A 26,756-nucleotide genomic window follows, 5' to 3' on the forward strand; every position below is an offset into this window, starting at 1 on the left:
TCCGCAAGCCGAATAACTGTACAAATATACAGTACAATTTCACACATCGACCTTCCGGAGAAAACCCATGGCCTCTCTAGCGATGAAAATCACCCTGGAACGTATCGCTCTCTACCAGTTCACCCCAAGGCACTGCACCCAGGCCCGCGACATGCTGGATTGGGACATGGAACGCCTGTCCCGCGAATCCACGGTGTCGGTACAGGCGATCCAGCGTTTCGAAGCCGGCTTCGACGTCCGTGACGTGACGCGCCTGGCCCTGGCGTTCTGCCTGGAAAGCCAGGGGCTGGTGTTTTTCCCGGGCTTCGCTCCTGGCCGGGGCATGAACATCAGGGGAGCGACTCCCAACCCGATGGAGCGCCCGGACTACGTCATGATCGAATGATCCCGCGCCTGGGGCTTAACCATCCGTCCCCGGACGACATGCACCGGCGCCGGCATGCGGTGTCAGGCCGACTCGACACCCGCCTCTTCCAGCACCTCTTCCACTTCCAGCCACCAGGCCGTTCCCCGGTCGGGCTGGCCAAGGCTGAAGAGCTGTCCCATCTGAGGGGTAGCGATATTGATGCTGCGCTCCCAGGCCAGGGCCAGGATCCGGTCGAAGGGCTCATGCCAGGCGTGCATGGCCAGATCGAAGGTGCCGTTGTGGATCGGCAGCAACCACCGGCCCTGCAGGTCGATATGGGCCTGCAACGTTTGCTCCGGCTGCATGTGCACATGCGGCCATTGAACGTTGTAGGCGCCGGTCTCCATCAGCGTCAGGTCGAACGGACCGTACTGCTGGCCAATGCGCTTGAAGCCATCGAAGTAGCCGGTATCGCCGCTGAAGAAGATCCGGGTCAGCCCATCGATCATCACCCAGGAGGCCCACAAGGTGCGGTTGCCATCGAACAGGCCGCGCCCGGAGAAGTGCTGCGATGGCGTGGCGATGAAGCAGATGCCTTCGATTTCACACCCCTGCCACCAGTCCAGTTGCCGCACCTTGGCTGCGGGCACGCCCCACTTGATCAGGGTATCGCCCACGCCCAGGGGCGTGAGGAAGTGCCGGGTCTTGCTGGCCAGGGCCAGTACCGTCTGGTGGTCCAGATGGTCGTAGTGGTCGTGGGAGAGAATGACCGCCTCGATTTCGGGCAATGCCGCGAGGCTGATGGGCGGCTGGTGAAAACGCTTGGGCCCGGCCCATTGCACTGGCGAAGCACGCTCGGCGAACACCGGGTCGGTGATCCAGAACTTGCCACGCATCTTCAGCAACACAGTGGAATGCCCAAGCCTGAAGACGCTCTGGTCCGGCGCAGCCAGCAGCTGTTGGCGAGTCAGGGGCTGCACCGGAATCGCGCCGGCCGGGCGGGTATTGCGCGGCTTGTGGAACAGCATGTTCCAGAAGATCTGCAAGGTCTTGCCGAAGCCTGCACGACTCACCGGAGCGTGGTTGCGAAAGGCTCCCTGTTCCTGGCGTGAGGTTTCCTGGCGGGGAACACGAGTGACGTTGGACGAGACAATGGCCATGACTTGAGTGACTCCATGGAACGCCGTGAAATGCCGGCGTTGCGCTGCTGGATGATCATTTGGCCTTGCACCCAGGCACCGACCGCGGATCATCGTTTCGAATGCGAACTACACTACACAGTGTAGTTTCTGCATTGCAACAGGATTAAGACAAAGTAGACTGCCGGATGCTTTTCCCGACCACCCTGAACGAACCCGACCCATGACAGCTCCGAAGCGCCGCACCGACCTCAAGCGCAACGCCATCATCCAGGCGGCGATCAGCGAGTTCCGCGCCTGTGGTTTCGACATCACCAGCATGGACAAGATCGCTGCCACGGCGGGAGTTTCCAAACGTACGGTGTACAACCACTTCCCCAGCAAAGAAGAGCTGTTCGCCGAGATCCTCAATCAACTGTGGGCCAGCATCAGCGCGCAGACGGAAATCATCTACCGCAGCGACCAGCCCCTGCGTGAACAACTGGCCAGCCTGCTGCGGGCCAAGCTGCAATTGCTCGCCGACGACAACTTCCTCGATCTCGCCCGGGTGGCCATAGCCGCAGCCATCCATTCACCGGAACGCGCGCAGGACATGGTGGCGCGCCTGGGAGAACGGGAAGAATCCCTGAGCCGCTGGATTCGCGCTGCCCAGGCCGACGCCCGGATCAAGCCGGTGGATGCGGAGTTCGCGGCCCAGCAGATGCACGGCCTGCTCAAGAGCTTCGCCCTGTGGCCGCAGATCAGCCTCAGCCACCCGCCCCTGACCCCGGACATGCAATCGCAGGTGGTCGAATCGGCCCTGGACATGTTCCTCGGCCACTATCAGGCCTGAACTTCCCCCGCCCTGCCCCCCTTGCCCGCTACAACCTGCCTCCAGCACGCTGAAATGGCTTCGAAGGACACTGATTATTGTCCCTGGAATGACTGACAATATTCGCCGGACTGATCCGACAAGCGGCCAAGCCGCGGGAGCACCGGCACGGTGCTCCACTACAGAACCTGGTGCAGGAATACATGGAAAATCAACGCGGCAAGGGGCTGTCATTTGCCCGGCGCATCTATCGACCAAGGATCATAGGTCTAGGCATCGGCGGTATCAGTGTCTTCGCCGCAATCCAGCCCCTGGCACCACCGGACTGGGTCTGGGCCCTGCTCCTGTTCCATGGCCTGCTCTGGCCTCACCTGGCTTGCCAGCTCTCCACCCGTTCGGCCTTTCCCTACCAGGCGGAGCGCCGCAACATGCTGTACGACTCGCTGCTCGGCGGGTTCTGGGCGGCCACCATGCAATTCAACCCGCTACCGACGGTGACCATCCTGTCGATGATGGCCATGAACAACGTGGCCGCTGGAGGGTTGCGCCTGTTCATTCGCGGCAGCCTGGCCCAGTGCGGCGGAGTACTGCTGTCCTGGGCCCTGTTCGGCGCCAGCTTCACGACCCGGATCAGCGACCTGCAGGTCTACGCCTGCCTGCCCATGCTGACCCTCTACCCGCTGGCGGTAGGCACCGTCTGCTACCGCCTGGCGATCAAGTTGTCGGAGCACAAGCGGGCCCTGAGCGCCCTGAGCCGCACCGATAGCCTGACCGGCCTGCTCAACCACGGTTCCTGGAAAGACCTGCTGCACATCAAGTTCCACAAGTGCCAGCAGCGGCAGATCGAGGCCAGCATCGCGCTGATCGATATCGATCATTTCAAATCGATCAACGACACCTACGGCCACCTCATCGGCGACACGGTGCTGCGCCACCTGAGCAACGAACTGCGGCGCAACCTGCGCCATGACGACCTTGCCGGACGCTATGGCGGCGACGAGTTCTGCGTGATCCTGCCGCGCATGAGCCACCCGCAGGCGGTGGAGGTCATGGAGCGCCTGCGCCAGGTCTTCAGCCAGTACCGGCATCCGCACATCGAAGACTTGAAGGTCAGCCTGAGCATCGGCCTGGCGGTGTTCGACTCGAACTTCAAGGATCCGTCGGCCTGGCTGCATGCCGCGGACCAGGCGCTGTACCAGGCCAAGAACAATGGCCGCAACCGGACCGCCAGCAACGATGACGGGGATCGTCTGTCCCAGGCACAAATGGCATAAGAGCTTGAAAAACTTATACAAAAATGAAGTAAAAAATATTTTTGTACAAGTTTATTTGGATTTTTCAGCGCCAATGCCATCATAATGCCGCCACTCCGCGACAGCGCCCGCCTTTCCTGTGCAGCGCTGCGGCTACAACCGTTAGCCAGGCCAAGCCAATTAAATCGACTCGCAGCCAATACGTATCCACCTGATATGGCCACCGGCGCTCGCCCGAAGCGCCGTCCCGCATCAGCACTGTGAGTTTTTCTGTCAGCCATGGAACGCTGGCATTGAGCAGATAATGTCGGATGTCAGGGAGCATTCGGCATACCGGCGCACTCAATAGGGACCGACGCAACGTTTTTCCCACAGAGCACCAGCCAACATGCTATTCAACCGCCACAACAAGACCATCGATTCCCTGAACCGGACCATCGCCGAACAATCCCGCATGCTGGACGCCATCGACCGCTCCATGGCGGTGATCGAGTTCGACCTCAACGGCAGTGTGCTGCGGGCCAACGACAATTTCCTCAAGACCTTGGGTTATCGCGAAGACCAGGTCCTGGGCCAATCCCACCGGCTGTTCTGTACGGCCGAATATGCCCGCAGCAGCGACTACCAGAAACTGTGGACCCGCCTGCGGGACGGTCATTTCGAATCCGGCACCTTCGAGCGCCTGGCCAGCGATGGCCGCAGCCTGTGGCTGGAAGCCAGCTACAACCCCATCCGCGATGAAGCCGGCAAAGTCTACAAGGTGGTCAAGTACGCCCTGGACGTCACCACCAGGATCCAGGAGGAAGTCGAGGCCCGGAACAAGCTGGACGCCATCGACCGGGCCATGGCGGTGATCGAATTCAACCTCGACGGCACCATCCTCGACGCCAACGCCAACTTCCTCGGGCGCCTGGGCTACAGCCTGGCCGAGATCAAGGGCAAGCATCACCGGATGTTCTGCAAGCCGGAACTGGCCAACAGCAGCAGCTACCAGGACTTCTGGAATCGCCTCAACCAGGGCCAGTTCATCAACGGCCGCTTCGAACGCATCGACAAACACGGTCGCACCCTATGGCTGGAGGCCAACTACAACCCGGTGTACGACGCCGCCGGGCGCTTGTGCAAGGTGGTCAAGTACGCCGCCGACGTCACCGAGCAGGTGGAAAAACACGAGCGCGATGCAAAGAGCGCGGCCCAGGCGTACCACATCTCGGTACAGACCCGTAAAGTCGCCGAGCAAGGCACCGGAGTGATCCAGCAGGCCGCCAGCGAAATGCGCCAGATCGCCAGCAACATCGAGGACTCCTCCTCGCAGATCGCCCGGCTCGGCGAGCGCTCGGAGCAGATCACCGCCATCGTCAACACCATCCGCGGCATCGCCGACCAGACCAACCTGCTGGCGCTCAATGCCGCCATCGAGGCCGCCCGGGCTGGCGAGCAAGGGCGCGGCTTCGCCGTGGTGGCCGATGAAGTGCGCCAACTGGCGGCCCGCACCAGCGGCTCGACGGCGGAGATCTCCAGCATGATCGACATGATCCAGAACGAAACCCTGCAAGCCATCAAGAGCATGGACGGCACCCGGGAGCGGGCGGCCAAGGGTGTGCAACTGGCCGACCAGGCGGGCTCCGCGATCCTGCAGATTCGTGACGGCGCCAGCGAAGCGGTAGACGCCGTGAGCGTATTCGCCGGGGAACGCGGCGCGCTCTGAGAGAAGCCGTTCCCGGCGTCGATAATGACGCCGGGAACGCCCTGCAAAGCTATAGTGGCCCGACGTTCCAACGCCTGGCGGAGGCCACCATGAGTTCCAGCGACACCCCGGAAAAAACCACCTCGAGCACCGATCACCTGCGCTTTCATCGCGCCCATGCCCACTTGGCGCCGACCTTCGGCACCGACAGTTTCGCCCTGAAGGCCGAGGCCTTCGCCCGCTTCTTCGGCACCCCGGCCTTCCTCGGCGCGCAGACCCTGGTAGTGGTGATCTGGGTGGCCCTGAACCTCAGCGGGCTGACCCACTTCGATGTCTACCCCTTCATCCTCCTGAACCTGGCCTTCAGCCTGCAATCGGCCTATGCCGCGCCGCTGATCCTCCTGGCGCAGACGCGCCAGGCCGCCCGGGACAAGGCCCAGTCCGACGCCGACGCGCAACACCGCGAAGCCCTGGCCGTCGCCAATAGCGAGCGCCAGGCCGAGGCCGCCCAGACCACCGCGCAATTGCTGGAATTGCTGGAGCAGAACACTCGCCTGACGGAAATGACCAAGCAGTTGACCGAGCGTATCGAGAACCTGACCAGCGAAATGCACGAGCACTTCGTGCGCAAGGAACAGCCCGGCGCCTGAGCGTTTCAGTTCCAGCGCAGGTGGCGCGCCAGCTCATCGAATAGTGTCACCACCGAGCGCAGGGCCCGGCAATCCGGCCGGGTCAGCAACCACAGGGCCGTTTCATGGCCCAGGGGCTCGCTCAAGGGCACCAGCGTCCCGTCGGCGACGAGAAAGTCCGGCAGCGCCGCGACCCCAAGCCCTGCACGCACCAGTTCCACCACCGACTGCATGCTGTTGCAGCGATAGGCCGGTTGCACCCCAGGCCACTGCTGGCGCCGCCAGGCCACCGTCGGATGGTCGGGCAGGAAGTCGTCCGGGGCGATCCACGCCAGCTGCGAAAGCTCGCTGCAATCCACCCGCTGGCAGTACGCGGCACTGGCATACAAGCGATAAGCCACAGCCCCTAGGCGGCGCCCCACCAGATGCTCGGGCGGCGTCGCGGTCAGGCGCACGGCGATATCCGCATCGCGCCGACTGAGGTTGGCAAAATCGTTGGAAGTGCACAGCTCGATGACCAGAGCCGGGTAGTTCGGCATGAACTGCGCCAGCGCCGGCAGCAACAAGCTGTGCAACACCGAGTCGGTGCAGGTCAGGCGCACCGTACCGCTGATCACCTCTCCGCCCCTGGCCACACCGATCCGCGCCGCCTCCAGCGCCTGTTCCGCCTGCTCGGCTTGCTGGGCCAGGGCCTGGGCCAGGCCGGTGGGCAAATAGCCGGCGCGGCTCTTGTCGAACAGTTGCTGGCCAAGCCCGGCCTCGAGCCGGCGCACCGCGCGAAACACCGTCGAGACATCGACCTTGAGCAGGGCGGCCGCGCGGGCCAGGGAGCCGCCACGGACCAGGGCCAGGATCAGCGCCAGGTCGGGATAGTCCAGTTGATAGTGCGCTACTGCATTGATCACTTGTCAAAACGCCAATATTGATTGCACCAGCGCCAATCTATAGTGGCCGCCAACCGACCACAAGCCAGCATGAACAGAGGAGTGCCCCATGCCCGCACACCCAGCGACACCACTGATTCGCATCGCCCTGGTGGGTGATCACGATCCCCGGATCACCGCGCACCAGGCCCTGCCCCTGGCCCTGGAACGAGCCGCCATCGAGACGGGCGTGCAACTGCAATACCAGTGGCTGGCTACCGAACACTTGCACGATGCCGGGCAACTGGAAGGTTTCGATGGCATCTGGTGCGTGCCCGGCAGCCCCTATCGCAACATGGCCGGGGCACTGCTGGCGATCCGCGTGGCCCGGGAGAAACAGCGGCCCTTTCTCGGCACCTGCGGCGGCTTCCAGCACGCGGTGCTGGAATACGCTCGCAACGTGCTGGGCTGGACCGATGCCGAGCACGGGGAAACCGCTCCCGAGGCGGAGCGGGCGGTCCTGAGCCTGCTGAGCTGCGCCCTGGTGGAAACCCGCGACCTTATCCAGCTGCGCCCCGATAGCCTGATCGCCAGGGCCTATGGCAGCCAGCGCATCGAGGAAGGCTACCGCTGCCGCTACGGGATCAATCCGGACTTCGCCGGCCCCCTGCTTGCCGGCGCCCTGCGTGCCAGCGGCCACGACCAGGCCGCAGAACTGCGCGCCGTGGAGCTGGACGGCCATCCGTTCTTCGTCGCGACCTTGTTCCAACCCGAACGCGCGGCACTCGCCGGCCACACCCCGCCCCTGGCCCGGGCCCTGCTCCAAGCCTGCCGGGAGGTTCAGCGATGATCGGCCAGACACCCGCACCGCCCTACTACGCAGTGATCTTCAGCTCCCAGCGCAATGCAGCCGATCCGGACTATGACCAGGCGGCCGAACGCATGCTCGAGTTGGCCCGCCAGCAGCCGGGATTTCTCGGGGTCGAATCGGCACGGGGCGCCGATGGCTTCGGAATCACCGTGTCTTACTGGACCTGCGAGGAGGCGATCCTGGCCTGGAAGCGACACGCCGAGCACAGCGCTGTCCGCGAGCGCGGTCGCAACCAGTGGTATCACAGCTTCAGTACGCGGGTGAGCAGGGTCGAGCGAGCCTACGGCTGCGCTGAATGAACGGTCTCCCGGGGCGCCTGTCCAGGCGCTCCGGGCAGTCGCGGCGGGTCAGCCCCGGTCGCTAGAGAGCAAGCTGCGCACGGCCTGGATTTCCGGCAGGTCGCTGCGGCGCATGTACACCCGCAGGGGCTCGCTGATGTTGATCCGGTCGTCGATGTTCTGGTCCAGCAACAGCTGGATCTGCTCGCGACGCAGGCTCATGGCCTCGCCGTCGGCCCGGGTCCAGACGAACTCGCTGGCCGGGACTATGGCGTCGTCGGCCACGTCCATGCCGAAGGAGTCTTCGCTGAAACGCACGATGTAGCGGCCAGTCTTGTGATTGAAACCGACAAAACCCTTGAGCTGGTCGGCGGCCTGGCAAATGAGTTCGGAGGTGATGCTCATGGTAAACCTCGCTATGGGTCCCGCAGGACGGGGGATCGATGGTCTACACGCGAGGCAAGGAACAGCGGTGTTTTCTGGCTTCCCTCTGCTGGGGAAACTGCGGGGTCCAAGAGTACTGCAAAGCGCCGGAAAAAACCCGGGACCTGCGCGACTGCTCGCTCGATGTCGCTCTGGCGATAGCACAAGCGTCATCGAGTTGTTAAAAGATAGCGACTCGTCCCCGCCCCCACGAAAGGATTTCGAGCATGCCCCACCCCTTCCACTCCAGAACCCTGATGCTGGGCCTGATGCTCGCATGCGGCCTGGCCCAGGCCGCGGAACCGGCCGATCCCGAGGCCCTGGCCGCTCGCCTGGGTATTGCACGGCCAGCGGTCATCGCCCACCGCGGGGCTTCTTTCGATGCTCCCGAATCCACCGCCGCCGCCTACATAGTGGCTCGCGACCTGGGGGCCGATTACCTGGAGATGGATCTGCAGCGCAGCAAGGATGGCGTACTGTTCGCCCTGCATGACAACAACCTGCAACGCACCACCGATGTCGCGCAGAAATTCCCCGAACGCAAGGACCGCCCGGCCAACGCCTTCACCATGGCCGAGCTGAAGACCCTGGACGCCGGCAGCTGGTTCAACCAGGCCCACCCCGACCGCGCCCGGCCAGGCTTCGTCGGCCTGCAGATCCTCACCCTGGATGAAATCATCGATATCGCCCAGGGCAGTTCGGCGCACAAGCCCGGGCTCTACATCGAGACCAAGGAACCCCAGTTGTTCCCGGGTATCGAGCACGACCTCAAGAAAAAACTCCAGGACCGCGGCTGGTTGAGCCCGGCCGGCTCGACCCTGGCCAAGAGCGACCTGGCAGCAGGCCAGGGCAAGGGCCAGGTGGTGCTGCAAACCTTCGACAAGCACAGCCTGGAACTGCTGCACCAGGAAATGCCCCAGGTGCCCAAGGTCCTGTTGCTGTGGCTCGCGCCTGGCAGCATCGAGCCGGCTTCCGGACAGAGCTTTGCCAGCAGCGGTGAAACCGACAAGGCGGCCTTCTATGCCCGCCAGCAACCCCGGGACCAGGCCGAGTTCAAGCGCTGGGTCGACTTCGCCAAGGCCCGGGGCGCCATCGGCACCGGCCCTTCGGCAGCCCTCTCGGGCGGTGGCGAACAGAGCTACGCCGACCTGGTGCAGCCGTGGATGAACCAGTACACCCACGATCAGGGGCTGCTGGTGCATGTCTATACGGTGGACGAGCCGGTGGACTTCCAGAAGGTGATGAATGCCGGCGTCGATGGCATCTTCACCAACCGCAGCGACCAGTTGCTCAAGTACTTCCAGCGTCCGGCCGGCACCAGTGTCGCCCGCCTGCTGGAAGCCAGCGGCTACTGAATGAGCGACTCCCGCTGGCAGGGCGAACTCTGGCTGGGTCGTGACTTCGGCCTGGTCCACGGGTTCATGGGGCGTACCGCGCCCCATGCCCACTACGCCCATCAACTGATCATCGCCCCCGGGCAGCCGGTCACCGTGGAGCTCGATGGCGTTCGCCACAGCGGTCACTACCTGATGATCCAGGCCCTGTGCCGCCACGCCATCGTCGAAGCTCCCGAAGCGGCGTTCACGGTCTATGCCGAACCGCTGTCGATCGATGCGCGGGACCTGCACCAGAGCGTCAGCGAGGTGACACCCGGCTTGCCCGAACTGGAGGCCGCGCTACGCGCCTGCCCGCGCCAGCCCATGGTCGACCGGCGCATAGAGCGGGCGTTGCAGGCCCTGGACGCGGCCCTGGACGGCAAGGTGGCGGCCGCGCAATTGGCGGCCCAGGCCAACCTGTCCCTGAGCCAGCTGGAGCGCTTGTTCGCCCGCGACGTGGGCCTGCCGGTACGCCGCCTGGTGCTGTGGCGGCGCCTGCGCCTGGCCATGGCCCTGATGCTCCAGGGCCAGGCTATGACCCAGGCGGCCCACGGCGCCGGGTTCGCCGACGCCGCGCACTTCTCCCGGACCTTGAAAGCACTATTCGGCGTCACCGCCGGCCAGGCCCTCAAGCATCTCAGGCCCCGCCTGCTGGCTTGACCTGCCGACGCAGGGCTTGCGGCACCTTGGGCTCGGCGCTGTAACGCTGGACCTTGAAGGGCTCCAGCAGTTGCCGCCAGTACCCCGCCGGGTAGTCCGGACGGCTGCCGATGCCCAGGTCTCCCGGACGCATCGGGTAATCATGCCGATAGAACGTGGTGCCCAGCAGCCAGTCCCACAGGTTGAAGAACAGACCGAAGTTCACATCCCCGGCACGCCCGTACTTCATATGGTGGAAGCGGTGCACCGGGGCCCAGGCGAACACCAGGCGCAGTACGCCAAGGCGCATGTCGACATTGGAATGCTGCAACAGCAACTGGATGGCGATGGCCAGTGCCAGCAGCTGTGCCACCGGCAGCGGGATGCCCAGTATGAGTAACGGCAACAGCCCTGCCGAGGCTTCGAGCAACTGGTGCAAGGGGTGCTTGAGCAGGCCGTTGAAGCCATACATGCGCTGCACGCTGTGGTGCACCGCATGCAGGCGCCAGAGCCAGGCCCAACGGTGACTGGCATAGTGCGCCAGGGTGATCCCGCAATCGGCCACGGTAACCGCGAGCAACAGCTGTCCCCAGAGCGGCCAGTCCCGGGGCCACAAGCCATCGTGGGCCAGCAGCATCGCCAGCCCCGGCAGCGCCAGCAGGCCGATGGCATTCAAGCCTTCGTTGACCACGGCGTGCAGGCAGTCGCGCAACCGGTCCCCGTGGGAGCGGTTCCAGGCGGGCTCGTAAGGCAAGCCCCACTCCGCCAGGAACGACACGCCAAGGGCCCCCAGGAACAACCAGGGCAGGCCCGCCGCCGAGCCACCCGCACTGCCCATCCACCAGACACCGGCGCCGATGAAGCCACCGAAGAACAGCGGCCCATACAACCACGCAAGCATTCGTTTCATCCGTCTTGTCTCCATCGATAAGGAGACAGCAGCTTGCCGGCCAGCCAGGCCCGCAGGCTTGAACAAACGGCGCAATCGGTGGCGGGAATTAAGGGTGAATTAAGTTGCGCTGGTTAACCTGTGCCCATCCAAACCCATCACCCCCGAAGGAATCATCCATGAGCAAATTCTCCGCACTGCTGGCCGCCACCGCCCTGACCCTGAGCGCCGGACTGGCCCAGGCCGATGTCCGCCCGGACCTGATCCCGGGCCTGCTCAAGTCGGGCGCCATCATGGACCTGGAGAAACTCAACCAGGCCGCCCTGGCCCAGCATCCCGGCACCAGCGCCGCCAACATCACCGACACCGAGCTGGAACAGACCGCCAGCGGCGCCTACGTCTACCAGGTGGAATTGCGTGACAGCAAAGGCATCGAGTGGGATGTGGACCTGGATGCCAAGACCGGCAAGGTCCTGGCCAACAAGCAAGACCAGTAACCTGCAGATAGCACAAGGCCGCGCCTCTACAAGGGGCGCGGCCTTGTGCTTTGCGGGTCCAGGGATCAGGCGCTCAGGCGCGCCGTGACCTCGTTCAGCTGGCCCGACAGGACATGCAGGTTGCGGCTCGCCGCCTCGGTACGCTGGACGTTGTCCAGGTTGGTGCTGGCGATGGAGGTGATCTCGGTCAGGTTGCGCGAGATGTCCTCGGCCACCGAGGTCTGCTCCTCGGCGGCGGTGGCGATCTGCCGGTTCATGTCGCGAATCGCTTCCACCGCCTGGGTAATGCGCTCGAGCATGGCCCCAGCCTCGGTCACCTGTTGCACGCTCTGTTCGCTGCGCGACTGACCGCTCTCGATGGCATGGGCGGCATCCACCGCGCCGGTCTGCACGGTCTGGATGATCTGGTTGATCTCGGTGATCGAGGCCGCGGTGCGCTGGGCCAGGCTGCGCACTTCATCGGCGACCACGGCGAAACCGCGTCCCGCCTCGCCGGCCCGGGCCGCCTCGATGGCCGCGTTGAGGGCCAGCAAGTTGGTCTGTTCGGCGATGCCCTGGATCACTTCCAGCACCTTGCCGATCCTGCCGCTGTCGGCTTCCAGGCGACGGATCACCGTAGCGGTGTTGGCGATCTCGCCACGCATCTGGGTGATGCTGTCGATGGTGCTCTGCATCACCTGCTCGCCCTGCTGCGCCGACTGGTCGGCATCGTCCGCGGCCCGGGCGGCATCGGCGGCATGGCGCGCCACTTCCTGGGCGGTGGCGGACATCTCGTTCATCGCCGTGGCCACCTGGTCGGTGCGGCTGAACTGGTCATTGGTGCCCTGGGACATCAAGGTCGCGATGGAGTTGAGCTCACCACTGGAGGTATCCAGGTCCGAGGCACTGCGCTGCAGGCTGGTGAAGGTCTGGGCGAGGAAGTCACGCAGGGTGTTGGCGGCGGCGGCCAGCTTGCCCAGCTCGTCCTGGCGAGTGTTGTCCACCCGCTGGGAGAACTGGCCACGGCTGAGCTGGGCCACATAGTCGATCAACTGGCGGATCGGCTCCACCAGGCTACGGTTGACCAGCCACAGGCTGAGCAGGCCGATCAGCAAGCCGGAAATGAGCATCACCAGGATACCCAGCCACACCGTACGATCGGCGGCCGCACTGATCTGCAACGACTGCTGTTGGCCCTGCTTGCGCAACTCGACCACCAGCTCGCTCATCTGCTCGCTGGCGGCACGGTCGAAGCCCTTCACCGCAGCATCGCCGGCACTCGGATCGGCACCGCCGGCCACATAGGCATCACGGGCCTTCTGGTAGGCCTGGCCAAGGGCCAGATGCTCCTGGGCCAGACGCTGGACCCGGCTCTTGAGCGAGGTCTCCAGGCCCTGGGTCTGTGCCAGCTCGCCAAGGATGTTCTGCACGTCGCGCTGGCGATCTTCGAACTGCTGCCAGTACTTGTTCATTTCCTGGGGCTGCTTGCCTCGCAGCAGCACGTTCTTCCATTCCTGCACCTGGATCTTGAACTGCAGGTTGGCCTCGTCGATCAGTTGCGAACTGTGCAGCGGACCTTCGATCAGCTCGCGGTAGCTCTGCACGCCATTGGACAGCAATTGAAAGCACGCCAGGGCGATCAACAGCATCGCCAACAGGCTGCCACTCAGCAGGGCAAGAATTTGCCCTCTCAGGGATTTTTGCAAAAACATCGAGAAGATCTCATGGCAGGGATGGAGCAGGCCCGATAAGGCATGCGTAAGTCCGAACGTCCCTGTCGGGCGCATTCGAGACGGCTCGAATGCGCATGGCATGTGAGCGTGATCGGCATCGACGACACATTCTTGAGAGCCGCCGACCGCCGGTATAACGCGGCGAATCATGGACTTTCAATTGTCACAAAACCGTCAAGAAGCATTGCCATGATGTGGCTCAAGTGAACCTGTGAAACCCGCGCGGGCACTGTCCCTCCTGCGAGCCCCCATGAACCACAGCATCGACCAGAGTCACCGCGATTCCGATCTGTTTGGCCTGCTCTATGGTTACCGCTTCCGCCCCGGCGAACGTGGTCGCGAAATGGATTCGGCCAAGGCCCTGCAAGCCCTGCAATCTGCCGAACACCAGGATGAATTTCTCTGGCTGCACCTGAACCTGGCCCATGCCGCTTGCGAGCGCTGGATGCAGGCCCACCTGCAACTGCCCGATGAATTCTTCGAAGCACTGCATGAAGGTTCGCGCTCGACCCGCATCGAGCACGTGGACTCGGCCCTGCTGGCAGTGGTCAACGACGTGGTGTTCAACTTCAGCAGCATGCTGTCCTCGGACATCTCCACCCTGTGGGTCTGCGTGCGCAGCAACCTGATCATCAGCGCCCGCCTGCAACCCCTGCATTCGGTGGACAAGCTGCGCTCCTCGGTCAAGGCCGGCGAGCACTTCCGCTCGCCCCTGGAACTGCTGGTCCACCTGCTACGGGACCAGGGCGAGGTGCTGACCCAGATCGTGCGCAAGACCAGCCTCAGCGTCGACCAGATCGAAGACCAGTTGCTGGCGGCCAGGGTCTCGGCCAACCGTGCCGAACTGGGAGCCATGCGCCGGGTACTGGTGCGCCTGCAACGGCTGCTGGCCCTGGAGCCGGGCTCGCTGCTGCGGCTGCTCAACCGGCCGCCGCCGTGGTTGCAGAAGGACGACGTCAAGGAGCTGCGCAAGTCCACCGAGGAGTTCGCCCTGATCATCAGCGACCTCACGGCCCTGGGGGAGCGGATCAAGCTGCTGCAGGAGGAAATCGCCGCCAACCTCAACGAGCAGAGCAACCGCACCCTGTTCACCCTGACCGTGGTCACGGTGCTGGCCCTGCCGATCAACATCATCGCCGGCTTCTTCGGCATGAACGTCGGCGGCATTCCCTTCTCCGGCGATCCGGAAGGCTTCTGGATCCTGGTGGCGCTGGTGGTCACCTTCACCGTGATCGCCGGGCGCTGGGCCTTTCGCAAACGCCAGGATTACTGACCCCGCGGCCGTACGCGCCTCGCTGACGCTCGACAGCGGCTACAGCACCACCGTATCCGCAGCCCCGCTTCGTGTAGCCGCTGCCGCCGGCTGCGCACGGCTCGGCACGAGCCGCCGGGGGGCAAACGGATCAACGGGCCAGTCAATTGCACAAACCATGACCTGGGGCAGTCTGCCTGTAACATTCGGCAACGATCATGGAAGCCATTCCTTCCAGCCACAGGATTGTCCAGCAATGGCCACCCCTTCCCTGACCGTCGCCTCCCCCAGCGTCGACGCCAAACCGCAACTGGATAAGAAACCCGGCCCCTTCACCCTGGTGGTGTTCTTCGCCGTATTGGCCCTGGGCCTGTTGTTCACCGCCTACAGCCTGATGCACGACATGCACGAACTGGGCACCACGGTCACCACCTGGACCCCATTCCTGCTGCTTGGCGTCGCGCTGCTGATCGCCCTGGGCTTCGAATTCGTCAACGGCTTCCACGACACCGCCAACGCGGTGGCCACGGTGATCTACACCCATTCGCTGCCACCACAGTTCGCGGTGGTCTGGTCCGGCCTGTTCAACTTCCTCGGGGTGCTGCTGTCCAGCGGCGCAGTGGCCTTCGGCATCATCGCCCTGCTGCCGGTGGAACTGATCCTGCAGGTGGGCTCTTCCGCCGGCTTCGCCATGATCTTCGCCCTGCTGATCGCCGCCATCCTGTGGAACCTCGGCACCTGGTGGCTCGGCTTGCCGGCCTCGTCGTCCCATACCCTGATCGGCTCGATCATCGGCGTCGGCGTAGCCAACGCCCTGATGCATGGCCGCGATGGCACCAGCGGAGTGGACTGGGGCCAGGCCACCAAGGTCGGCTATGCCCTGCTGTTCTCGCCGCTGATCGGCTTCGTGTTCGCCGCCCTGCTGTTGCTGGCCCTGCGCCTGTTCGTCAAGAACCGCGCGCTGTACAAGGCGCCCAAGGGCGACACCCCGCCACCGTGGTGGATTCGCGCTCTGCTGATCCTGACCTGCACCGGGGTGTCGTTCGCCCACGGCTCCAACGACGGCCAGAAAGGCATGGGCCTGATCATGCTGATCCTGGTGGGCACCCTGCCCATGGCCTACGCCCTGAACCGCACCATGCCCGCCGACCAGGCCCTGCAGTTCGCCGCCGTGGCCGAAGTCACCCAGCAAGCCCTGGCCAAGAGCTCCCCACAGGCGGTGCCGGCCGATCCTCGCGCAGTGCTCTCGGAATACATGCGCAGCAAGCAAGCCACGCCCGAACTGGTGCCGGCCCTGGCCGCCCTGGCCGGTGCCATCGGCAATGAAGTGAAGGGTTATGGCTCGCTGTCCAAGGTTCCGGCCGAAGCCATGGGCAACGTGCGCAACGACATGTACCTGACCAGTGAAACCATCCGCCTGATGGACAAGAACCAGGTCGGCCATTTCGACCAGGACACCCGCGACAAGCTGCAACTGTTCAAGCAGCAGATCGACAACGCCACGCGCTTCATCCCATTGTGGGTGAAGATCGCGGTGGCCATCGCGCTCGGCCTGGGCACCATGGTCGGCTGGAAACGCATCGTGGTGACCGTTGGCGAGAAGATCGGCAAGACCCACCTGACCTACGCCCAGGGCGCCTCGGCGGAAACCGTGGCGATGCTGACCATCGGCGCGGCGGACATGTTCGGCCTGCCAGTGTCCACCACCCACGTGCTGTCGTCGGGGGTGGCCGGGACCATGGTGGCCAACGGCGGCGGCTTGCAGATGCGCACCATCCGCAACCTGGCCATGGCTTGGGTGCTGACCCTGCCGGCGGCGATCCTGCTGTCCGGCAGCCTGTACTGGCTGTTCACCCAACTGTTCTAGCCGGCAGTCCCCTGCGGCAGCGGCTACACGATGCGTGAGCCGCCACGGACGGGTGGATCAGGACGCAAACAGCTTGCTCAGGCAAGCCAGCTTCTTCTTGTAGGAACGCCGGGCCTCCAGCGCCTCTTCCAGGGTCACCGGAATAAAGCGCGCCTTCTGGTTGGGCTGCATCTGCCCCACCAGGTCCAGGTCGGCGCTGATCACCGTACCGATCATCGCGTAGCCGCCACCGGACACCGCATCCCGATGCAGGACGATGGGCTCCAGCCCCGCCGGCACCTGGATCGAACCGATGGGATAACAACTGTCGACGATGTTCGACGGATCGGAGCCGGCACCGAACGGCTGCTCCCGAGGCTGGAAGCCCAGGGCACTGCCACCCTTGAAGCGATAGCCGATGCGATCCGCCTCCGAGCCCACGGTCCAGGGTTCGGCGAAGAAACTCGCCTTGGCCCCCTCGCTCAGGCGTTCGTAATAGAGCCCCGGCACCACCCGCAGACTGATCTCGCCCCCCAGGGACTGGCGCAGCGCCATGGGCAGGCTGGCCCCCGGGCGGCCCTTGCCGCCGGCGATCCCCACCGGCAGCTCATCGCCAGCCGCCAAGCGCCGCCCCTGGAAACCGCCCAGGGCGCCCAGGGCATAGGTGGAACGGCTGCCCAGCACCAGCGGCACATCGATGCCACCGGCCACCGCCAGGTAGGCCCGGGCCCCGGCCTTGGGGAAGTCGAAACGCAGCACTTGTCCGGCCTTGACCGCGAACGCGGTATCCAGGTGCCTGTCCACACCGTCGAGCTTGGGCGTCATGTGTGCACCACAGACCGCCACCAGGGCATCGGCAGTGAACTCAAGTTCCGGCCCGAGCAAGGTGCACTCCAGGCCCGCGGCGCCAGCCGGGTTGCCCACCAGTTGGTTGGCGGCGCTCAGGGCGTACTGGTCCAGGGCCCCGGACGGCGGGATACCCAGGTGATAGAAGCCCTCGCGGCCCAGGTCCTGTACCGACGTGGCCAGGCCCGGTTTGATGACCTTGATCATGCCAACACCTCCTGCAGCGACTTGGGATAACCGACCGGGTCGGCGAGAAAGGCATCCAGGGAAAACTCCACCTCACGGATGCGCAGGTCGAAGCGCCCGGCCTCCACCTCGGCCACCGCGTGGTCATAGGCCTCGCGGTCGATAGGCTTGAACTGCACGATGTCCCCGGGGCGGAAGAACACCATGTGCTGCTTGAGGTAGGCCAGTTGCTGCTGCGGGTCGTAGATCGGTGCCGGGGTCACACCGAACATCTGGTAGCCACCGGCGCCGCGCACCGAGTAGATGCAGCCGAAGCAGCCGCCATGGCCCAGGGTCAGCTTCGGCGTGTCGGTGCGCGGCCGCAGGTACTTGGGCACCTGCAACTGGCGCTCGCGCTCGACCATCTGGAACATGAACGGCAGGCCGGCGACGAAACCCACCATGGAGACGAACCAGGGCGCGCCACTGTGGGCGGCGATGAAGGCGTCGACATCCGCCAGGCCGTTGATCCGCGCCGCGTATTCGAGGTCGGTGGCGTCCGGGTCCTGGTGCCGGTCGCGAAAACGCATCAGGGTTTCATGGGTCCAGGGGTCGTTGTACAGCACCGGGATCTCGATGATCCGCGTGTGCAGGCTGCGCTCGGCCACGGCGCCGGCCTCGGCCTCGCGCACGGCCTCCAGCAGGGCCTGGGGCGCGATGCGATCCGGATCGAAACGGATCTGGAACGAGGCATTGGCCAGGCATACGTCCAGTACCCCATCCAGGGCCAGGCGCTCCACCGCGCGGGTGACCGCCATGCCCTTGAAGAAAGCCTCCAGGGACATGCTGTCGCTGACTTCGGCGAACAGGTGCTCGTCGGCACCAAAGCTGTAGCGGATCGGTTGGTTCATGCGACACCTCCGGCACGGCGCCCGGCCAGCCAGGTTTCCAGGGTTGCGGTATGGAAGTCCGCGCTCGCCAGCCAAGGCTCGGCCAGCAGCTCGCGATGCAGGGTCAAGGTACTGGCCATGCCAGTCAAGGTCGTTTGCTCCACGGCCGCCCGCGCCCGAGCCAGGGCCTGCTCGCGGTCGGCGCCATGGACGATCAGCTTGGCCAGCAGCGAGTCGTAGTAAGGCGGCACGGCATACCCCGGATACAGGTGGCTATCGACCCGCAGCCCCGGCCCTTGCGGCCAGGACAACTCCTGGACCTTGCCCGGGCTGGGGAAGAAGTCCCGCGCCGGGTCCTCGGCGTTCAGGCGCATCTGCAGGGCCGCGCCATCGAGGTGGATATCCTCCTGGCGCAGATCCAGCGGTTCGCCACCGGCGATGCGCAGCATGGCCTGGACCAGGTCGACACCGGTGATCAGCTCGCTGATGGGATGCTCCACCTGGATCCGGGTGTTCATCTCGATGAAGAAGAACTCGCCGGTGCTGTCGTCATACAGGTACTCCAGGGTGCCAGCGCCCTGGTAGCCCAGGGCCTCGGTGAGGCGCACCGCACTGCTGCACAACTGCTCGCGCTGGGTGGCATCGAGTACCGGCGATGGCGCCTCCTCGAAGATCTTCTGCCGCCGCCGTTGCAGCGAGCATTCACGTTCGAACAGGTGCACCGCACGCTTGCCGTCGCCCAGCACCTGGACCTCGATATGCCGGGCCCGGCCAATGAACCGCTCCAGGTACAAGGCGCCGTTGCCGAACGCCGCCTGCGCCTCGCGCTGTGCCCGGGGAAACTCCTCGGCCAGTTGCGCCGCATCCTCGGCCAGGCGAATACCCCGCCCGCCGCCACCGGCCGATGCCTTGATCAGCAATGGAAAACCCACCGCCTGCGCCGCTTGCAACGCAGCTGGCAGGTCGAACAGTTCGCCGGGCGAACCGGGCACCACCGGCACCCCGGCGGCCTGGGCGGTACGCCGGGCCTCGGCCTTGTCGCCCATGCGCCGGATAGTCCGCGCATCGGGGCCGACGAAGATCGCCCCGGCCTGGACCACCGCCTCGGCGAACTCGGCATTTTCCGAAAGAAAGCCGTAGCCCGGATGCACGGCATTGGCGCCGCTGGCCTCCAGGGCTGCCAGCAGGGCCTGGATGTTCAGGTAGCTCTTGTCGGCCCGGGCCGGGCCGATGATCTGCACTTCGTCGGCCAGGCGCGCGGCCATGGAGTCGGCGTCCGCCTCGCTGCAGGCAGCGACGGTGGGAATGCCCAGGGCCTTGGCCGCGCGAATGATGCGCACGGCGATCTCGCCACGGTTGGCGACCAGCAGCTTGCGAATGGATTCGGTCATGGGGCGGCCCTCACTCGACCAGGGTCGCGACGACCTGGCCCGGTTCCACCGGGTCACCGTCCTCGACCAGGAAGGCGCCGACCTGGCCGGCGCTGCCGGCAGTGAGCTCGGAAAACTGCTTCATGACTTCGATCAGGCCGATCACGGTATCGGCGCTGACGCTGTCGCCGACCTCGACGAAAGGCGCCGAGTCGGGCGTGGCCTTGCGGTAGAAAGTGCCCGGCAAGGGGGTGATGACGTTGTATTCGGCCATGTCTGTTTCTCTTGGAATAGTTGTCGAAAGGCAGGCAAAAAAAGCAAAACCGCTTGGAGTCGCGTCGATGCGCGAGGCTTGGCGAGCACCCCCTCAGCGGGGTGCTCGCACCTGGATGCCGGCCAGGTCCAGCGCGGCGCGGGTGGCTTCCACCAGGTCCAGGGCACCTGGGGTGTCGCTGTGCAGGCAGATGGAGTCGAACTCGATGGCCAGGTCCTCGCCCTCCACGGTGCGGACCAGTCCCTGCTGGCAGGCGCGCAGAACCTTGGCGGCCACCTCATGGGGATCCAGGACCCGCACCCGGCGGGTAAAGACGATGGAGCCGCTGAGGTCGTAATCGCGATCGGCGTAGAACTCGCGGATTACCGGTTGCCCCAGTTCCTGGGCGATCCGGCAGATCACCGAGCCGGGCATGCAATACAGCAGCAGTTCGGGTTCGAGTTTCTGCAGGTTTTCCACCAGCAGTCGCGCCGCCTCCTCGTCCCGGGCCAGGTGCATGTACAACGCGCCATGGGGCTTGATGTGCTGCAACTTAAGGCCCTGGACCCGGGCCAGCTCACGCAGGGCGCCGAGTTGGTAGAGCATGTCGTCTACCAGTTCCTGGGCCGGGGCGTTGATGTGGCGCCGGCCGAACCCCACCAGGTCGCGAAAGCCCGGGTGGGCCCCGATGGCCACGCCCCGCAGCCGGGCCTGCTCGATGGTGCGGCGCATGGTGCCGGGGTCGCCGGCATGGAAGCCGGTGGCGATGTTGGCCGAGCTGATGAAGCCCATCAGTTCGTTGTCGACGCCATCGCCGATGGTCCACGGGCCGAAGCTTTCGCCCATGTCCGAATTGAAATCCACTGCCTGCATCACTGTTGCTCCAACGTTCGTGACTTCGTGCGATGGACGTTAGAGCGGCCTTGACCCCTTGGGAAGATCTATTATCAGATATAGCTTGTTCTGAAAATCAGATACATGGACGGATAGAAATGTCGTTGACCCTGCGCCAGGTACGTTACTTCGTGGCCACTGCCGAGATCGGCCAGATCTCCCAGGCCGCAATCCACCTGAACATTTCCCAATCGGCGGTGACCACCGCGATCAAGGAACTGGAAGCGATGCTCGCCGTGCAACTGTTCGTGCGGTCGGCCCAGGGCATGGGCCTGACCGATGCCGGCCGGCACTTCCTCAACCGCGCCTACGTGATCCTGCGCAGCGTCGACGATGCGCTGAACAGCCCGCTGCCCGACTACCGCGCCAGCGGCACCCTGCACCTGGCCGCCAGCTACACGGTGATCGGCTACTTCCTGCCGCACCATCTGCAGCGCCTGGGGCACTGGCACCCGGACGTCACCATCGAACTGCACGAACAGGAACGCCAGGCCATCGAACAGGGGCTGCTGGCCGGGCGCTTCGACATGGCGGTGGTGCTCACCGCCAACCTGACCCACCCGGATATCGTCTCCGAGACGCTGTTCAACTCCGAGCGCCGGCTGTGGCTACCGGCCCATCACCAGCTGTGCGAACGGACCAGCGTCAGCCTGGCGGACGTGGCCGAGGAGCCGTTCATCCTGCTCACCGTCGACGAAGCGGAACAAAGCGCCATGCGTTATTGGGAACAGGCCGGCCAACAGCCCAGGGTGCGGGTGCGCACCAGCTCGGTAGAAGCGGTGCGCAGCATGGTGGCCAACGGCAGCGGCGTGGCGATCCTCTCGGACCTGGTGCATCGGCCCTGGTCGCTGGAAGGCAAGCGCATCGAGACCCTGAGCCTGAGCGACCCGGTCACGCCCATGAGCGTCGGCCTGGCCTGGCGTCGCGACCGCGCCTTCACCCCGGCGATGCAAGCGCTGCGGGACTACTTTCGCGATGCGTTCCTCGCCCCCCAGCAACTCTCCGCCCGGCGCTGAAGCGACCAGGCGACCTTCAGCGATCAAACGTCGATACGAAGCGGCTTGGGCCGCTGCATTGGATCAGGGGCAAGACCAGCGCTGGGCGGCGCTGGCGATCTGCCCGGCCAACTGGGCGATGGCCTGCTGGTGGGCCTGCACCAGGCTGCCGAGCTCGACGCCCGCCGGCTGGCGGATCTGGCTGCTGCAGGTCAGGCTGCGGGCCGGGGTGCCTTCGCTGCGCTGACGCAGGCTCCAGACCACATCGATCAAGGCATAGCGCCCGGGCAGGGATTCGAAGCGCCGCACATCGGTCTGCAACGACAGCACCGGGCGCCCGGGCTGCTTCGGCAGGCCCTCGAGGTTGCGGGTCCCCAGCTTCGCCTCCATCTGGCTGGCCAGCGCATCGTGGAACTCATCCACCAATGGCGCGCTCCAGCGCTGGGTCTCGAGAATCGCCAGGGTGCCGCTGTCCTGGCGCACCACCAGCTGTGGCTGGTCCACCTGGACCGGGATGCGCACCGTGGACATCTCGAACTGCAATCCCGAGTTCCTGGCCGTGGCGCCTTCGGTCACCGCTGGCATGAGGGTGTAGTAATGGGTGGGCGCGGAGCTGCACGCGGCAAGTCCCAGGGTCAGGCTCAACAACAGGGCACGGGTTTTCATGGCTGGGCTTCCGGTACGGATTCGCGAACGGAGGAGGATGGCGACTGGTAGGCATCCGGTTGATTGTCCTTGAGGCGTCCGCGAATCAGCGCCTCAGGATGGCGGCCGAGGAAATCGGTGAGCACCCGCACCGAACGGGCCGTGCGCTGCACCTCCTCCATGGCCTGGCCAAGTCTCTGGCGCTGTGGCGAGTCCTCGGAGAAGCTCTCGTTGGCGCTGGCCAGGGTCTTCTTCGATTGCTCCAGGGTTTCGCGCATCTGCGGCAGGACCTGGCCGTTGACCTGCTTGAGGGTCTTGTTCATTTCCGCCAGGCTGGAATCCAGGTTGGCGGCGATGGAATCGATCGGCAGCTTGCTGATCTTGTCCATGGTCGCTTGCAGTTGCTCCTGCAGCTTGTCCAGGCTGCCCGGTACGGTAGGAATCTCCAGTGGCCGGGCGCTGGGGTTGTAGGCCACGGGCTTGGCGTTGGGCACGAAGTCCAGGGAGATGAACAGCTGCCCGGTCAACAGGTTGCCGCTGCGCGCCTGGGCCCGCAGGCCATTTCTGACGAAGGCGCCGATCAGTTGCGCGGAGCGGGCGTCGTCTTCGCCGCCGGTCTGCTTCAGCAGTTTTTCATGGGCCTTGCCCAGCCGCTCGGGGTAGATCACCGCCCCCACCAGGGTCGGGAAGTACTTGCGCTCCTGGTCATAGTCCAGGTCCATGGACACCACCTTGCCGATGTTCACCCCGAGGAACTCCACCGGAGCGTTGATGGCCAGGCCACGCAGCGCCTGGTCGAAGCGCATGCGGATGTAGTACGGGGCGCCGTCTGGCGGTGCCAGGGCGGTGTCCTGGTCCCCGAACAGGTTGTATTCGGCGTTCTCTTCAGCCGGCTTGGCGTTGGGGCTGTACTTGGGTTCGACGAAGGCGATGCCACCGGCGAGGATCGACGACACCGACTCGGTGTTGACCTTCAGCCCGTTGGCGCCGAGGGTCACGTCCACCCCGCTGGCATTCCAGAAGCGGCTGTCGGTGGTCACGTACTTGTCGTTGGGCGAGTTGACGAAGATCTTCACGTCCACGCCCTTGCCGCTGTTGGCCAACTGGTAGGACACCACCTGGCCGACCTGGATGCGCCGGTAGTAGACCGGCGAGCCGATATCCAGGGAGCCCAGGTCGTCGGTATGCAGGGTGAAGCGCTTGCCCTTCTGGCCATAGGTGATGGGCGGTGGAGTCTCCAGGCCCTTGAAGCTGTCCTTGCGCTTGTCCGAGCGGCCGGCGTCGGCGCCGATGAAGGCCCCGGACAGCAGGGTGTCGATACCGGAAACACCACTGGCGCCGATGCGCGGACGCACCACCCAGAACATCGAGTCCTCGGCGGTGAAAGGCTCGGCGGACTGGTCCAGCTCGACCTTGGCCACCACCTTGCGCCGGTCATCGCTCAAGGCGATGGAGGTCACCTTGCCGATCACCACGTTCTTGTACTTGACCTGGGTCTTGTTGGCCTCCAGGCCCTCGGCGGTCTGGAAGCTGATGCTGATTTCCGGCCCGGCCGACATCGACTTGTGGACCACCATCGACAGCCCCACCAGGGCCGCGACTATGGGCACCAGCCATACCAGCGAGACATTGAAGCGTCGCGTGCGCAGCGCCGGGGCGCCAGGGGCTGACGGGGAACTTGCTGCGTTGGAACCTGGATGATCAGACATCTTCAACCTCTACATCCCAGATGAGCCGGGGATCGAAACTCATGGCGGCGAACATCGTCAGCACCACCACCAAACCGAAAAACAGAATGCCCATGCGCGGGTCGATGGAGCTCAAGGCACGGAACTGCACCAGGGCCGCCACCAGCGCCACCACCAGTACATCGAGCATCGACCAGTAGCCGATCACCTCGACGAAACGATACAACTTGGCCCGCTCGCGCTGGGCCCAGCGCGAGCGGCGCTGGCAGGTCACCAGGAGGATGCCGAGGACGAAGAACTTGATGCCCGGCACCACCACGCTGGCGATGAAGATCAGCAGCGCGATGTCCCAGGAGCCGGCTTTCCAGAACTCCACCACGCCACTCATGATGGTGTTCTCGCTGGCATTGCCGAAGATGTTGGTGTGCATCACCGGCAACAGGTTGGCCGGGATGTAGAAGATCAGGCTGGCCAGGAGCAAGGCCCAGGTACGCGACAGGCTGTTGGTCTTGCGCGCATGCACCGCCGAATCGCAACGCGGGCAATAGTGCTCGGACGCCTGGCAGACCTGGCCGCAGGTGTGGCACAGCTTGAGTTGATGTTCCCGGGCATAGGGCGGTGTGCTCATCAGTAGCGACCCTCCAGGTCATCCCAGAGGTAGCGGATGTCCTTGCCGGAAATCAGGATGATCAGCACCGTCAGCATCGCCAGGGCCCACAGCCCCAGCCCGGGATGCACGTCGAGCATGCCCGCCAGCTTGACGATGGCCACCAGGATTCCCAGCAGGCAGACCTCGAGCATGCTCCAGGGCCGCAGGTGCTCCAGGGCGCGCATGCAGGCCTTGAACCCCGGCGCGGCGCGGCCGAAATTGGCAAAACCCAGCACCCAGCACAACAGGACGATCTGCAGGCCCGGGGCGAGGATGATGGTCAGGCCGGTGACTGCGGCGATCAGGCTGATCCGGCCCTGGGCCAGGGCCTCCACCGATTGCCAGAGCGTCGCTTCGTTGCTCAGGCCTTCGAGGCTGATCTTGATCACCGGGAAGAAATTGGCGAAGACGAACAGCAACCCGGCGGTGATCGACAAGGCGAACAACTGCTGCACGTTCAGGTGCCGGGCGCGGGCTAGCAATGCACCGCAGCGCGAACACTGCGCCGCCTGACCTTTACCGAGCGGCACGGACTCGTACAGGGAGTCGCAGTGTTCGCAGATGATCCAGTTGCGAGAATTAGTCATGTTTTTCAGAAAGCCGGAAGGATGGCGAGCACAGAGGAAGGCTCCCGCCGCCGGGTATTTTCAGCAAAAGTAGAAGGTCGTGTCTAGTTTTTCCAAGGACTGGACACAACCTTCTACGCCATAATAGGCGCCCCCGAAAAACTTCGCCGACCATGAACGACACAGCCCCCTCCTCCACCAAGCTCCAGCGCACGCCCAAGCAGACCCGCGGCCACCAGCGGGTCACGGCCATTCTCCAGGCCTGCGCGCGCCTGCTGATCCAGCTGGGGGTAGCGAACCTGACCATGCACGGCATCGCCAGGGAAGCCGGCACCTCCATCGGTTCGCTCTATCACTTTTTCAGCGACAAACAGCAGGTGCTGGAGGCCCTGGGCCAGGGCCATATCGCCGCCATGAGCGCGATCGCCGAACCCTTGCATGGCGTCGATGAGAGTCATTGGCGAGGCTTGAGTTCCCGGCAAGTGATAGAACAGACCACCCTGCCGCTCCTGCAATACATCGAGCAGCATCCCGACCTGTTGCAGATGCTCACTCCGGGCTATGCCCTGGGCCAGTTGCAGGCCCCGGGCCTGCACGTGCAGATGCAGAACCTCTATGACAGAGTATTGAAGGCACGCCTGCCCAATGCCAGCGCCCGGCAGCGCGAAACCTGGGTGCAGGTGCTGCTCGGCCTGCCCCTGGGCCTGTTCCAGCGGGCCCAGGAACACCAGGAACTCAAGCGCGAGTTATTGCTCGAAGAAGTGCCGCGAGCCTTGGCAGCCTACCTGGACACCATCGAGAAGCTGCTCGCTCCGGCATGAAGCTGGCCCTCAATGGGCCAGCCGTACCTGCAGCCACTTGTTGCGCAACACGTCATAGGCCCAGTGGTAGACATAGGTGTAGGGCAGGAAGAACAGCAACACGCCAATGTCGAGGATCAACGCCTGCAGCAGGCTGATCCCCAGCCACCAGGCGATCAAGGGCACGGCGACCACCACCAGCCCTGCCTCGAACAGCAGTGCGTGCACCACCCGGGTCCAGCCGCCATGGGCGATCCGCAGGCGCTTGAGCAGTCGATCGAAGAGGCTGTTGAACAGCACGTTCCAGGCCAGCGCCAGGAGGCCGATGCCCAGGGTGACCACGCCCATGTCGACCATCGGCCGATCCATGACCCAGGACAGCAGCGGAGTACAGATCAGCAACGCCAGCAATTCGAAGGCGACGGCCTGGGCAATGCGTTCGGTGAGGGATTTGTGAAGGCTCATGGCCTGCTCCTGAAGTGAA

The 26,756-nt window shown here is 64.7% G+C and carries 28 protein-coding genes and 2 pseudogenes; 15 read left to right on the forward strand and 15 right to left on the reverse strand.

The window, feature by feature from the left end; genetic code table 11:
• The first annotated feature begins 67 nt into the window (after positions 1-67).
• On the forward strand, positions 68-385 hold the full coding sequence (locus C4K40_RS23460) for a hypothetical protein (RefSeq protein WP_031320348.1): 318 nt from the start codon (positions 68-70) through the stop codon (positions 383-385).
• A 62-nt stretch (positions 386-447) separates the two neighbouring features.
• On the opposite strand, the gene C4K40_RS23465 is transcribed toward C4K40_RS23460, so the two are convergent.
• Positions 448-1,506 (reverse strand): MBL fold metallo-hydrolase, encoded by a 1,059-nt coding sequence (locus tag C4K40_RS23465; RefSeq protein WP_022640358.1) that lies wholly within the window; start codon positions 1,504-1,506, stop codon positions 448-450.
• A 202-nt stretch (positions 1,507-1,708) separates the two neighbouring features.
• Between C4K40_RS23465 and C4K40_RS23470 the strand changes: the two genes are divergently transcribed.
• The 5 genes and pseudogenes from C4K40_RS23470 to C4K40_RS23485 all read left to right on the forward strand — a co-directional run bounded on the left by C4K40_RS23470 (position 1,709) and on the right by C4K40_RS23485 (position 5,886).
• Complete coding sequence (locus C4K40_RS23470) at positions 1,709-2,317, forward strand: TetR/AcrR family transcriptional regulator (protein ID WP_053137109.1); 609 nt, start codon at positions 1,709-1,711, stop codon at positions 2,315-2,317.
• Positions 2,318-2,499: 182 nt separating this feature from the next.
• Entirely contained in the window at positions 2,500-3,570 is a 1,071-nt protein-coding gene (locus C4K40_RS23475; protein ID WP_022640360.1) for a diguanylate cyclase, read from the forward strand.
• 457 nt (positions 3,571-4,027) lie between these two features.
• Positions 4,028-4,711: pseudogene (locus C4K40_RS32270) on the forward strand (PAS domain-containing protein); the annotation flags it as partial.
• Between the two features lie 105 nt (positions 4,712-4,816).
• Positions 4,817-5,257: pseudogene (locus C4K40_RS32275) on the forward strand (methyl-accepting chemotaxis protein); the annotation flags it as partial.
• Positions 5,258-5,346: 89 nt separating this feature from the next.
• On the forward strand, positions 5,347-5,886 hold the full coding sequence (locus tag C4K40_RS23485; RefSeq protein ID WP_022640362.1) for a DUF1003 domain-containing protein: 540 nt from the start codon (positions 5,347-5,349) through the stop codon (positions 5,884-5,886).
• A gap of 5 nt (positions 5,887-5,891) precedes the next feature.
• Here the strand turns inward: C4K40_RS23485 and C4K40_RS23490 are convergent, their stop codons facing one another.
• A complete protein-coding gene (locus tag C4K40_RS23490; RefSeq protein ID WP_022640363.1) occupies positions 5,892-6,770 on the reverse strand; it encodes a LysR family transcriptional regulator in 879 nt (292 codons plus the stop codon).
• An 88-nt stretch (positions 6,771-6,858) separates the two neighbouring features.
• Here C4K40_RS23490 and C4K40_RS23495 point away from each other — a divergent pair, with 88 nt between their 5' ends.
• Together C4K40_RS23495 and C4K40_RS23500 are read left to right on the forward strand one after the other, a co-directional pair.
• A complete protein-coding gene (locus C4K40_RS23495; protein ID WP_053137115.1) occupies positions 6,859-7,578 on the forward strand; it encodes a CTP synthase in 720 nt (239 codons plus the stop codon).
• Complete coding sequence (locus C4K40_RS23500) at positions 7,575-7,898, forward strand: antibiotic biosynthesis monooxygenase (RefSeq protein ID WP_022640365.1); 324 nt, start codon at positions 7,575-7,577, stop codon at positions 7,896-7,898. Before C4K40_RS23495 ends, C4K40_RS23500 begins: the two co-directional genes overlap by 4 nt.
• 48 nt (positions 7,899-7,946) lie before the next feature.
• Here the strand turns inward: C4K40_RS23500 and C4K40_RS23505 are convergent, their stop codons facing one another.
• Positions 7,947-8,282: a DUF2025 family protein gene (locus C4K40_RS23505; protein WP_022640366.1), complete on the reverse strand. Its 336-nt coding sequence runs from the start codon at positions 8,280-8,282 to the stop codon at positions 7,947-7,949.
• Between the two features lie 245 nt (positions 8,283-8,527).
• On the opposite strand from C4K40_RS23505, the gene C4K40_RS23510 reads away from it, so the two are divergent.
• Both C4K40_RS23510 and C4K40_RS23515 read left to right on the forward strand, forming a co-directional pair.
• The gene (locus C4K40_RS23510; RefSeq protein WP_053137118.1) at positions 8,528-9,655 is read left to right on the forward strand and encodes a glycerophosphodiester phosphodiesterase; all 1,128 of its coding nucleotides are present in this window, start codon (positions 8,528-8,530) and stop codon (positions 9,653-9,655) included.
• Positions 9,656-10,336 carry an AraC family transcriptional regulator gene (locus tag C4K40_RS23515; RefSeq protein WP_022640368.1) on the forward strand — a complete coding sequence of 227 codons (681 nt, stop codon included), beginning with the start codon at positions 9,656-9,658 and terminating at the stop codon, positions 10,334-10,336.
• Here C4K40_RS23515 and C4K40_RS23520 read toward each other — a convergent pair.
• Positions 10,314-11,225 carry a sterol desaturase family protein gene (locus tag C4K40_RS23520; RefSeq protein ID WP_053137121.1) on the reverse strand — a complete coding sequence of 304 codons (912 nt, stop codon included), beginning with the start codon at positions 11,223-11,225 and terminating at the stop codon, positions 10,314-10,316. The genes C4K40_RS23515 and C4K40_RS23520 overlap by 23 nt on opposite strands.
• Before the next feature lie 158 nt (positions 11,226-11,383).
• On the opposite strand from C4K40_RS23520, the gene C4K40_RS23525 reads away from it, so the two are divergent.
• The gene (locus tag C4K40_RS23525) at positions 11,384-11,701 is read left to right on the forward strand and encodes a PepSY domain-containing protein (RefSeq protein WP_022640371.1); all 318 of its coding nucleotides are present in this window, start codon (positions 11,384-11,386) and stop codon (positions 11,699-11,701) included.
• A gap of 65 nt (positions 11,702-11,766) precedes the next feature.
• On the opposite strand, the gene C4K40_RS23530 is transcribed toward C4K40_RS23525, so the two are convergent.
• Positions 11,767-13,392 carry a methyl-accepting chemotaxis protein gene (locus C4K40_RS23530; RefSeq protein WP_053137124.1) on the reverse strand — a complete coding sequence of 542 codons (1,626 nt, stop codon included), beginning with the start codon at positions 13,390-13,392 and terminating at the stop codon, positions 11,767-11,769.
• Positions 13,393-13,663: 271 nt separating this feature from the next.
• Here C4K40_RS23530 and C4K40_RS23535 point away from each other — a divergent pair, with 271 nt between their 5' ends.
• Complete coding sequence (locus C4K40_RS23535) at positions 13,664-14,686, forward strand: transporter (protein ID WP_022640372.1); 1,023 nt, start codon at positions 13,664-13,666, stop codon at positions 14,684-14,686.
• 235 nt (positions 14,687-14,921) lie between these two features.
• Positions 14,922-16,532 carry an inorganic phosphate transporter gene (locus C4K40_RS23540; RefSeq protein ID WP_022640373.1) on the forward strand — a complete coding sequence of 537 codons (1,611 nt, stop codon included), beginning with the start codon at positions 14,922-14,924 and terminating at the stop codon, positions 16,530-16,532.
• Positions 16,533-16,589: 57 nt separating this feature from the next.
• Here C4K40_RS23540 and C4K40_RS23545 read toward each other — a convergent pair whose 3' ends face one another.
• The 5 genes from C4K40_RS23545 to C4K40_RS23565 form a co-directional block, all read right to left on the reverse strand.
• Entirely contained in the window at positions 16,590-17,564 is a 975-nt protein-coding gene (locus C4K40_RS23545) for a biotin-dependent carboxyltransferase family protein (protein ID WP_053137127.1), read from the reverse strand.
• A complete protein-coding gene (locus C4K40_RS23550; protein ID WP_053137130.1) occupies positions 17,561-18,433 on the reverse strand; it encodes an allophanate hydrolase subunit 1 in 873 nt (290 codons plus the stop codon). The genes C4K40_RS23545 and C4K40_RS23550 overlap by 4 nt, the downstream gene beginning before the upstream one ends.
• Complete coding sequence (locus C4K40_RS23555) at positions 18,430-19,803, reverse strand: acetyl-CoA carboxylase biotin carboxylase subunit (protein ID WP_053137133.1); 1,374 nt, start codon at positions 19,801-19,803, stop codon at positions 18,430-18,432. Before C4K40_RS23555 ends, C4K40_RS23550 begins: the two co-directional genes overlap by 4 nt.
• 10 nt (positions 19,804-19,813) lie before the next feature.
• Positions 19,814-20,056 carry an acetyl-CoA carboxylase gene (locus C4K40_RS23560; protein WP_022640376.1) on the reverse strand — a complete coding sequence of 81 codons (243 nt, stop codon included), beginning with the start codon at positions 20,054-20,056 and terminating at the stop codon, positions 19,814-19,816.
• Positions 20,057-20,149: 93 nt separating this feature from the next.
• A complete protein-coding gene (locus C4K40_RS23565; protein ID WP_022640377.1) occupies positions 20,150-20,908 on the reverse strand; it encodes a 5-oxoprolinase subunit PxpA in 759 nt (252 codons plus the stop codon).
• A gap of 119 nt (positions 20,909-21,027) precedes the next feature.
• Between C4K40_RS23565 and C4K40_RS23570 the strand changes: the two genes are divergently transcribed.
• Positions 21,028-21,945: a LysR family transcriptional regulator gene (locus C4K40_RS23570; RefSeq protein WP_022640378.1), complete on the forward strand. Its 918-nt coding sequence runs from the start codon at positions 21,028-21,030 to the stop codon at positions 21,943-21,945.
• Between the two features lie 63 nt (positions 21,946-22,008).
• Here C4K40_RS23570 and C4K40_RS23575 read toward each other — a convergent pair whose 3' ends face one another.
• The 4 genes from C4K40_RS23575 to C4K40_RS23590 are packed head-to-tail and all read right to left on the reverse strand — an operon-like array spanning position 22,009 to position 25,493.
• A complete protein-coding gene (locus C4K40_RS23575; RefSeq protein WP_053137136.1) occupies positions 22,009-22,590 on the reverse strand; it encodes a membrane integrity-associated transporter subunit PqiC in 582 nt (193 codons plus the stop codon).
• The gene (locus tag C4K40_RS23580) at positions 22,587-24,278 is read right to left on the reverse strand and encodes an intermembrane transport protein PqiB (protein WP_053137139.1); all 1,692 of its coding nucleotides are present in this window, start codon (positions 24,276-24,278) and stop codon (positions 22,587-22,589) included. Before C4K40_RS23580 ends, C4K40_RS23575 begins: the two co-directional genes overlap by 4 nt.
• The gene (locus tag C4K40_RS23585) at positions 24,271-24,885 is read right to left on the reverse strand and encodes a paraquat-inducible protein A (RefSeq protein WP_053137142.1); all 615 of its coding nucleotides are present in this window, start codon (positions 24,883-24,885) and stop codon (positions 24,271-24,273) included. Before C4K40_RS23585 ends, C4K40_RS23580 begins: the two co-directional genes overlap by 8 nt.
• Positions 24,885-25,493, reverse strand: coding sequence for a paraquat-inducible protein A (locus C4K40_RS23590; protein ID WP_031320352.1), 609 nt, complete (start codon positions 25,491-25,493; stop codon positions 24,885-24,887). Before C4K40_RS23590 ends, C4K40_RS23585 begins: the two co-directional genes overlap by 1 nt.
• A gap of 152 nt (positions 25,494-25,645) precedes the next feature.
• On the opposite strand from C4K40_RS23590, the gene C4K40_RS23595 reads away from it, so the two are divergent.
• Entirely contained in the window at positions 25,646-26,293 is a 648-nt protein-coding gene (locus tag C4K40_RS23595; RefSeq protein WP_053137145.1) for a TetR/AcrR family transcriptional regulator, read from the forward strand.
• Between the two features lie 9 nt (positions 26,294-26,302).
• Here the strand turns inward: C4K40_RS23595 and C4K40_RS23600 are convergent, their stop codons facing one another.
• Positions 26,303-26,737 (reverse strand): multidrug/biocide efflux PACE transporter, encoded by a 435-nt coding sequence (locus C4K40_RS23600; RefSeq protein ID WP_053137148.1) that lies wholly within the window; start codon positions 26,735-26,737, stop codon positions 26,303-26,305.
• Positions 26,738-26,756: the final 19 nt, after the last annotated feature.

The sequence above is a fragment of the Pseudomonas sp. CMR5c genome (genome assembly GCF_003850545.1).
GTDB lineage: Bacteria > Pseudomonadota > Gammaproteobacteria > Pseudomonadales > Pseudomonadaceae > Aquipseudomonas > Aquipseudomonas piscis.

Coding starts and splice junctions, on each gene's coding strand:
- C4K40_RS23535 (WP_022640372.1), top strand. CDS start 13,664: ATGAACCACAGCATCGACCAGAGTCACCGCGATTCCGATCTGTTTGGC.
- C4K40_RS23465 (WP_022640358.1), bottom strand. CDS start 1,506: ATGGCCATTGTCTCGTCCAACGTCACTCGTGTTCCCCGCCAGGAAACC.
- C4K40_RS23515 (WP_022640368.1), top strand. CDS start 9,656: ATGAGCGACTCCCGCTGGCAGGGCGAACTCTGGCTGGGTCGTGACTTC.
- C4K40_RS23500 (WP_022640365.1), top strand. CDS start 7,575: ATGATCGGCCAGACACCCGCACCGCCCTACTACGCAGTGATCTTCAGC.
- C4K40_RS23475 (WP_022640360.1), top strand. CDS start 2,500: ATGGAAAATCAACGCGGCAAGGGGCTGTCATTTGCCCGGCGCATCTAT.
- C4K40_RS23560 (WP_022640376.1), bottom strand. CDS start 20,056: ATGGCCGAATACAACGTCATCACCCCCTTGCCGGGCACTTTCTACCGC.
- C4K40_RS23540 (WP_022640373.1), top strand. CDS start 14,922: ATGGCCACCCCTTCCCTGACCGTCGCCTCCCCCAGCGTCGACGCCAAA.
- C4K40_RS23485 (WP_022640362.1), top strand. CDS start 5,347: ATGAGTTCCAGCGACACCCCGGAAAAAACCACCTCGAGCACCGATCAC.
- C4K40_RS23525 (WP_022640371.1), top strand. CDS start 11,384: ATGAGCAAATTCTCCGCACTGCTGGCCGCCACCGCCCTGACCCTGAGC.
- C4K40_RS23470 (WP_053137109.1), top strand. CDS start 1,709: ATGACAGCTCCGAAGCGCCGCACCGACCTCAAGCGCAACGCCATCATC.
- C4K40_RS23565 (WP_022640377.1), bottom strand. CDS start 20,908: ATGCAGGCAGTGGATTTCAATTCGGACATGGGCGAAAGCTTCGGCCCG.
- C4K40_RS23550 (WP_053137130.1), bottom strand. CDS start 18,433: ATGAACCAACCGATCCGCTACAGCTTTGGTGCCGACGAGCACCTGTTC.
- C4K40_RS23570 (WP_022640378.1), top strand. CDS start 21,028: ATGTCGTTGACCCTGCGCCAGGTACGTTACTTCGTGGCCACTGCCGAG.
- C4K40_RS23495 (WP_053137115.1), top strand. CDS start 6,859: ATGCCCGCACACCCAGCGACACCACTGATTCGCATCGCCCTGGTGGGT.
- C4K40_RS23555 (WP_053137133.1), bottom strand. CDS start 19,803: ATGACCGAATCCATTCGCAAGCTGCTGGTCGCCAACCGTGGCGAGATC.
- C4K40_RS23575 (WP_053137136.1), bottom strand. CDS start 22,590: ATGAAAACCCGTGCCCTGTTGTTGAGCCTGACCCTGGGACTTGCCGCG.
- C4K40_RS23510 (WP_053137118.1), top strand. CDS start 8,528: ATGCCCCACCCCTTCCACTCCAGAACCCTGATGCTGGGCCTGATGCTC.
- C4K40_RS23505 (WP_022640366.1), bottom strand. CDS start 8,282: ATGAGCATCACCTCCGAACTCATTTGCCAGGCCGCCGACCAGCTCAAG.
- C4K40_RS23585 (WP_053137142.1), bottom strand. CDS start 24,885: ATGAGCACACCGCCCTATGCCCGGGAACATCAACTCAAGCTGTGCCAC.
- C4K40_RS23460 (WP_031320348.1), top strand. CDS start 68: ATGGCCTCTCTAGCGATGAAAATCACCCTGGAACGTATCGCTCTCTAC.
- C4K40_RS23580 (WP_053137139.1), bottom strand. CDS start 24,278: ATGTCTGATCATCCAGGTTCCAACGCAGCAAGTTCCCCGTCAGCCCCT.
- C4K40_RS23520 (WP_053137121.1), bottom strand. CDS start 11,225: ATGAAACGAATGCTTGCGTGGTTGTATGGGCCGCTGTTCTTCGGTGGC.
- C4K40_RS23595 (WP_053137145.1), top strand. CDS start 25,646: ATGAACGACACAGCCCCCTCCTCCACCAAGCTCCAGCGCACGCCCAAG.
- C4K40_RS23545 (WP_053137127.1), bottom strand. CDS start 17,564: ATGATCAAGGTCATCAAACCGGGCCTGGCCACGTCGGTACAGGACCTG.
- C4K40_RS23600 (WP_053137148.1), bottom strand. CDS start 26,737: ATGAGCCTTCACAAATCCCTCACCGAACGCATTGCCCAGGCCGTCGCC.
- C4K40_RS23590 (WP_031320352.1), bottom strand. CDS start 25,493: ATGACTAATTCTCGCAACTGGATCATCTGCGAACACTGCGACTCCCTG.
- C4K40_RS23530 (WP_053137124.1), bottom strand. CDS start 13,392: ATGTTTTTGCAAAAATCCCTGAGAGGGCAAATTCTTGCCCTGCTGAGT.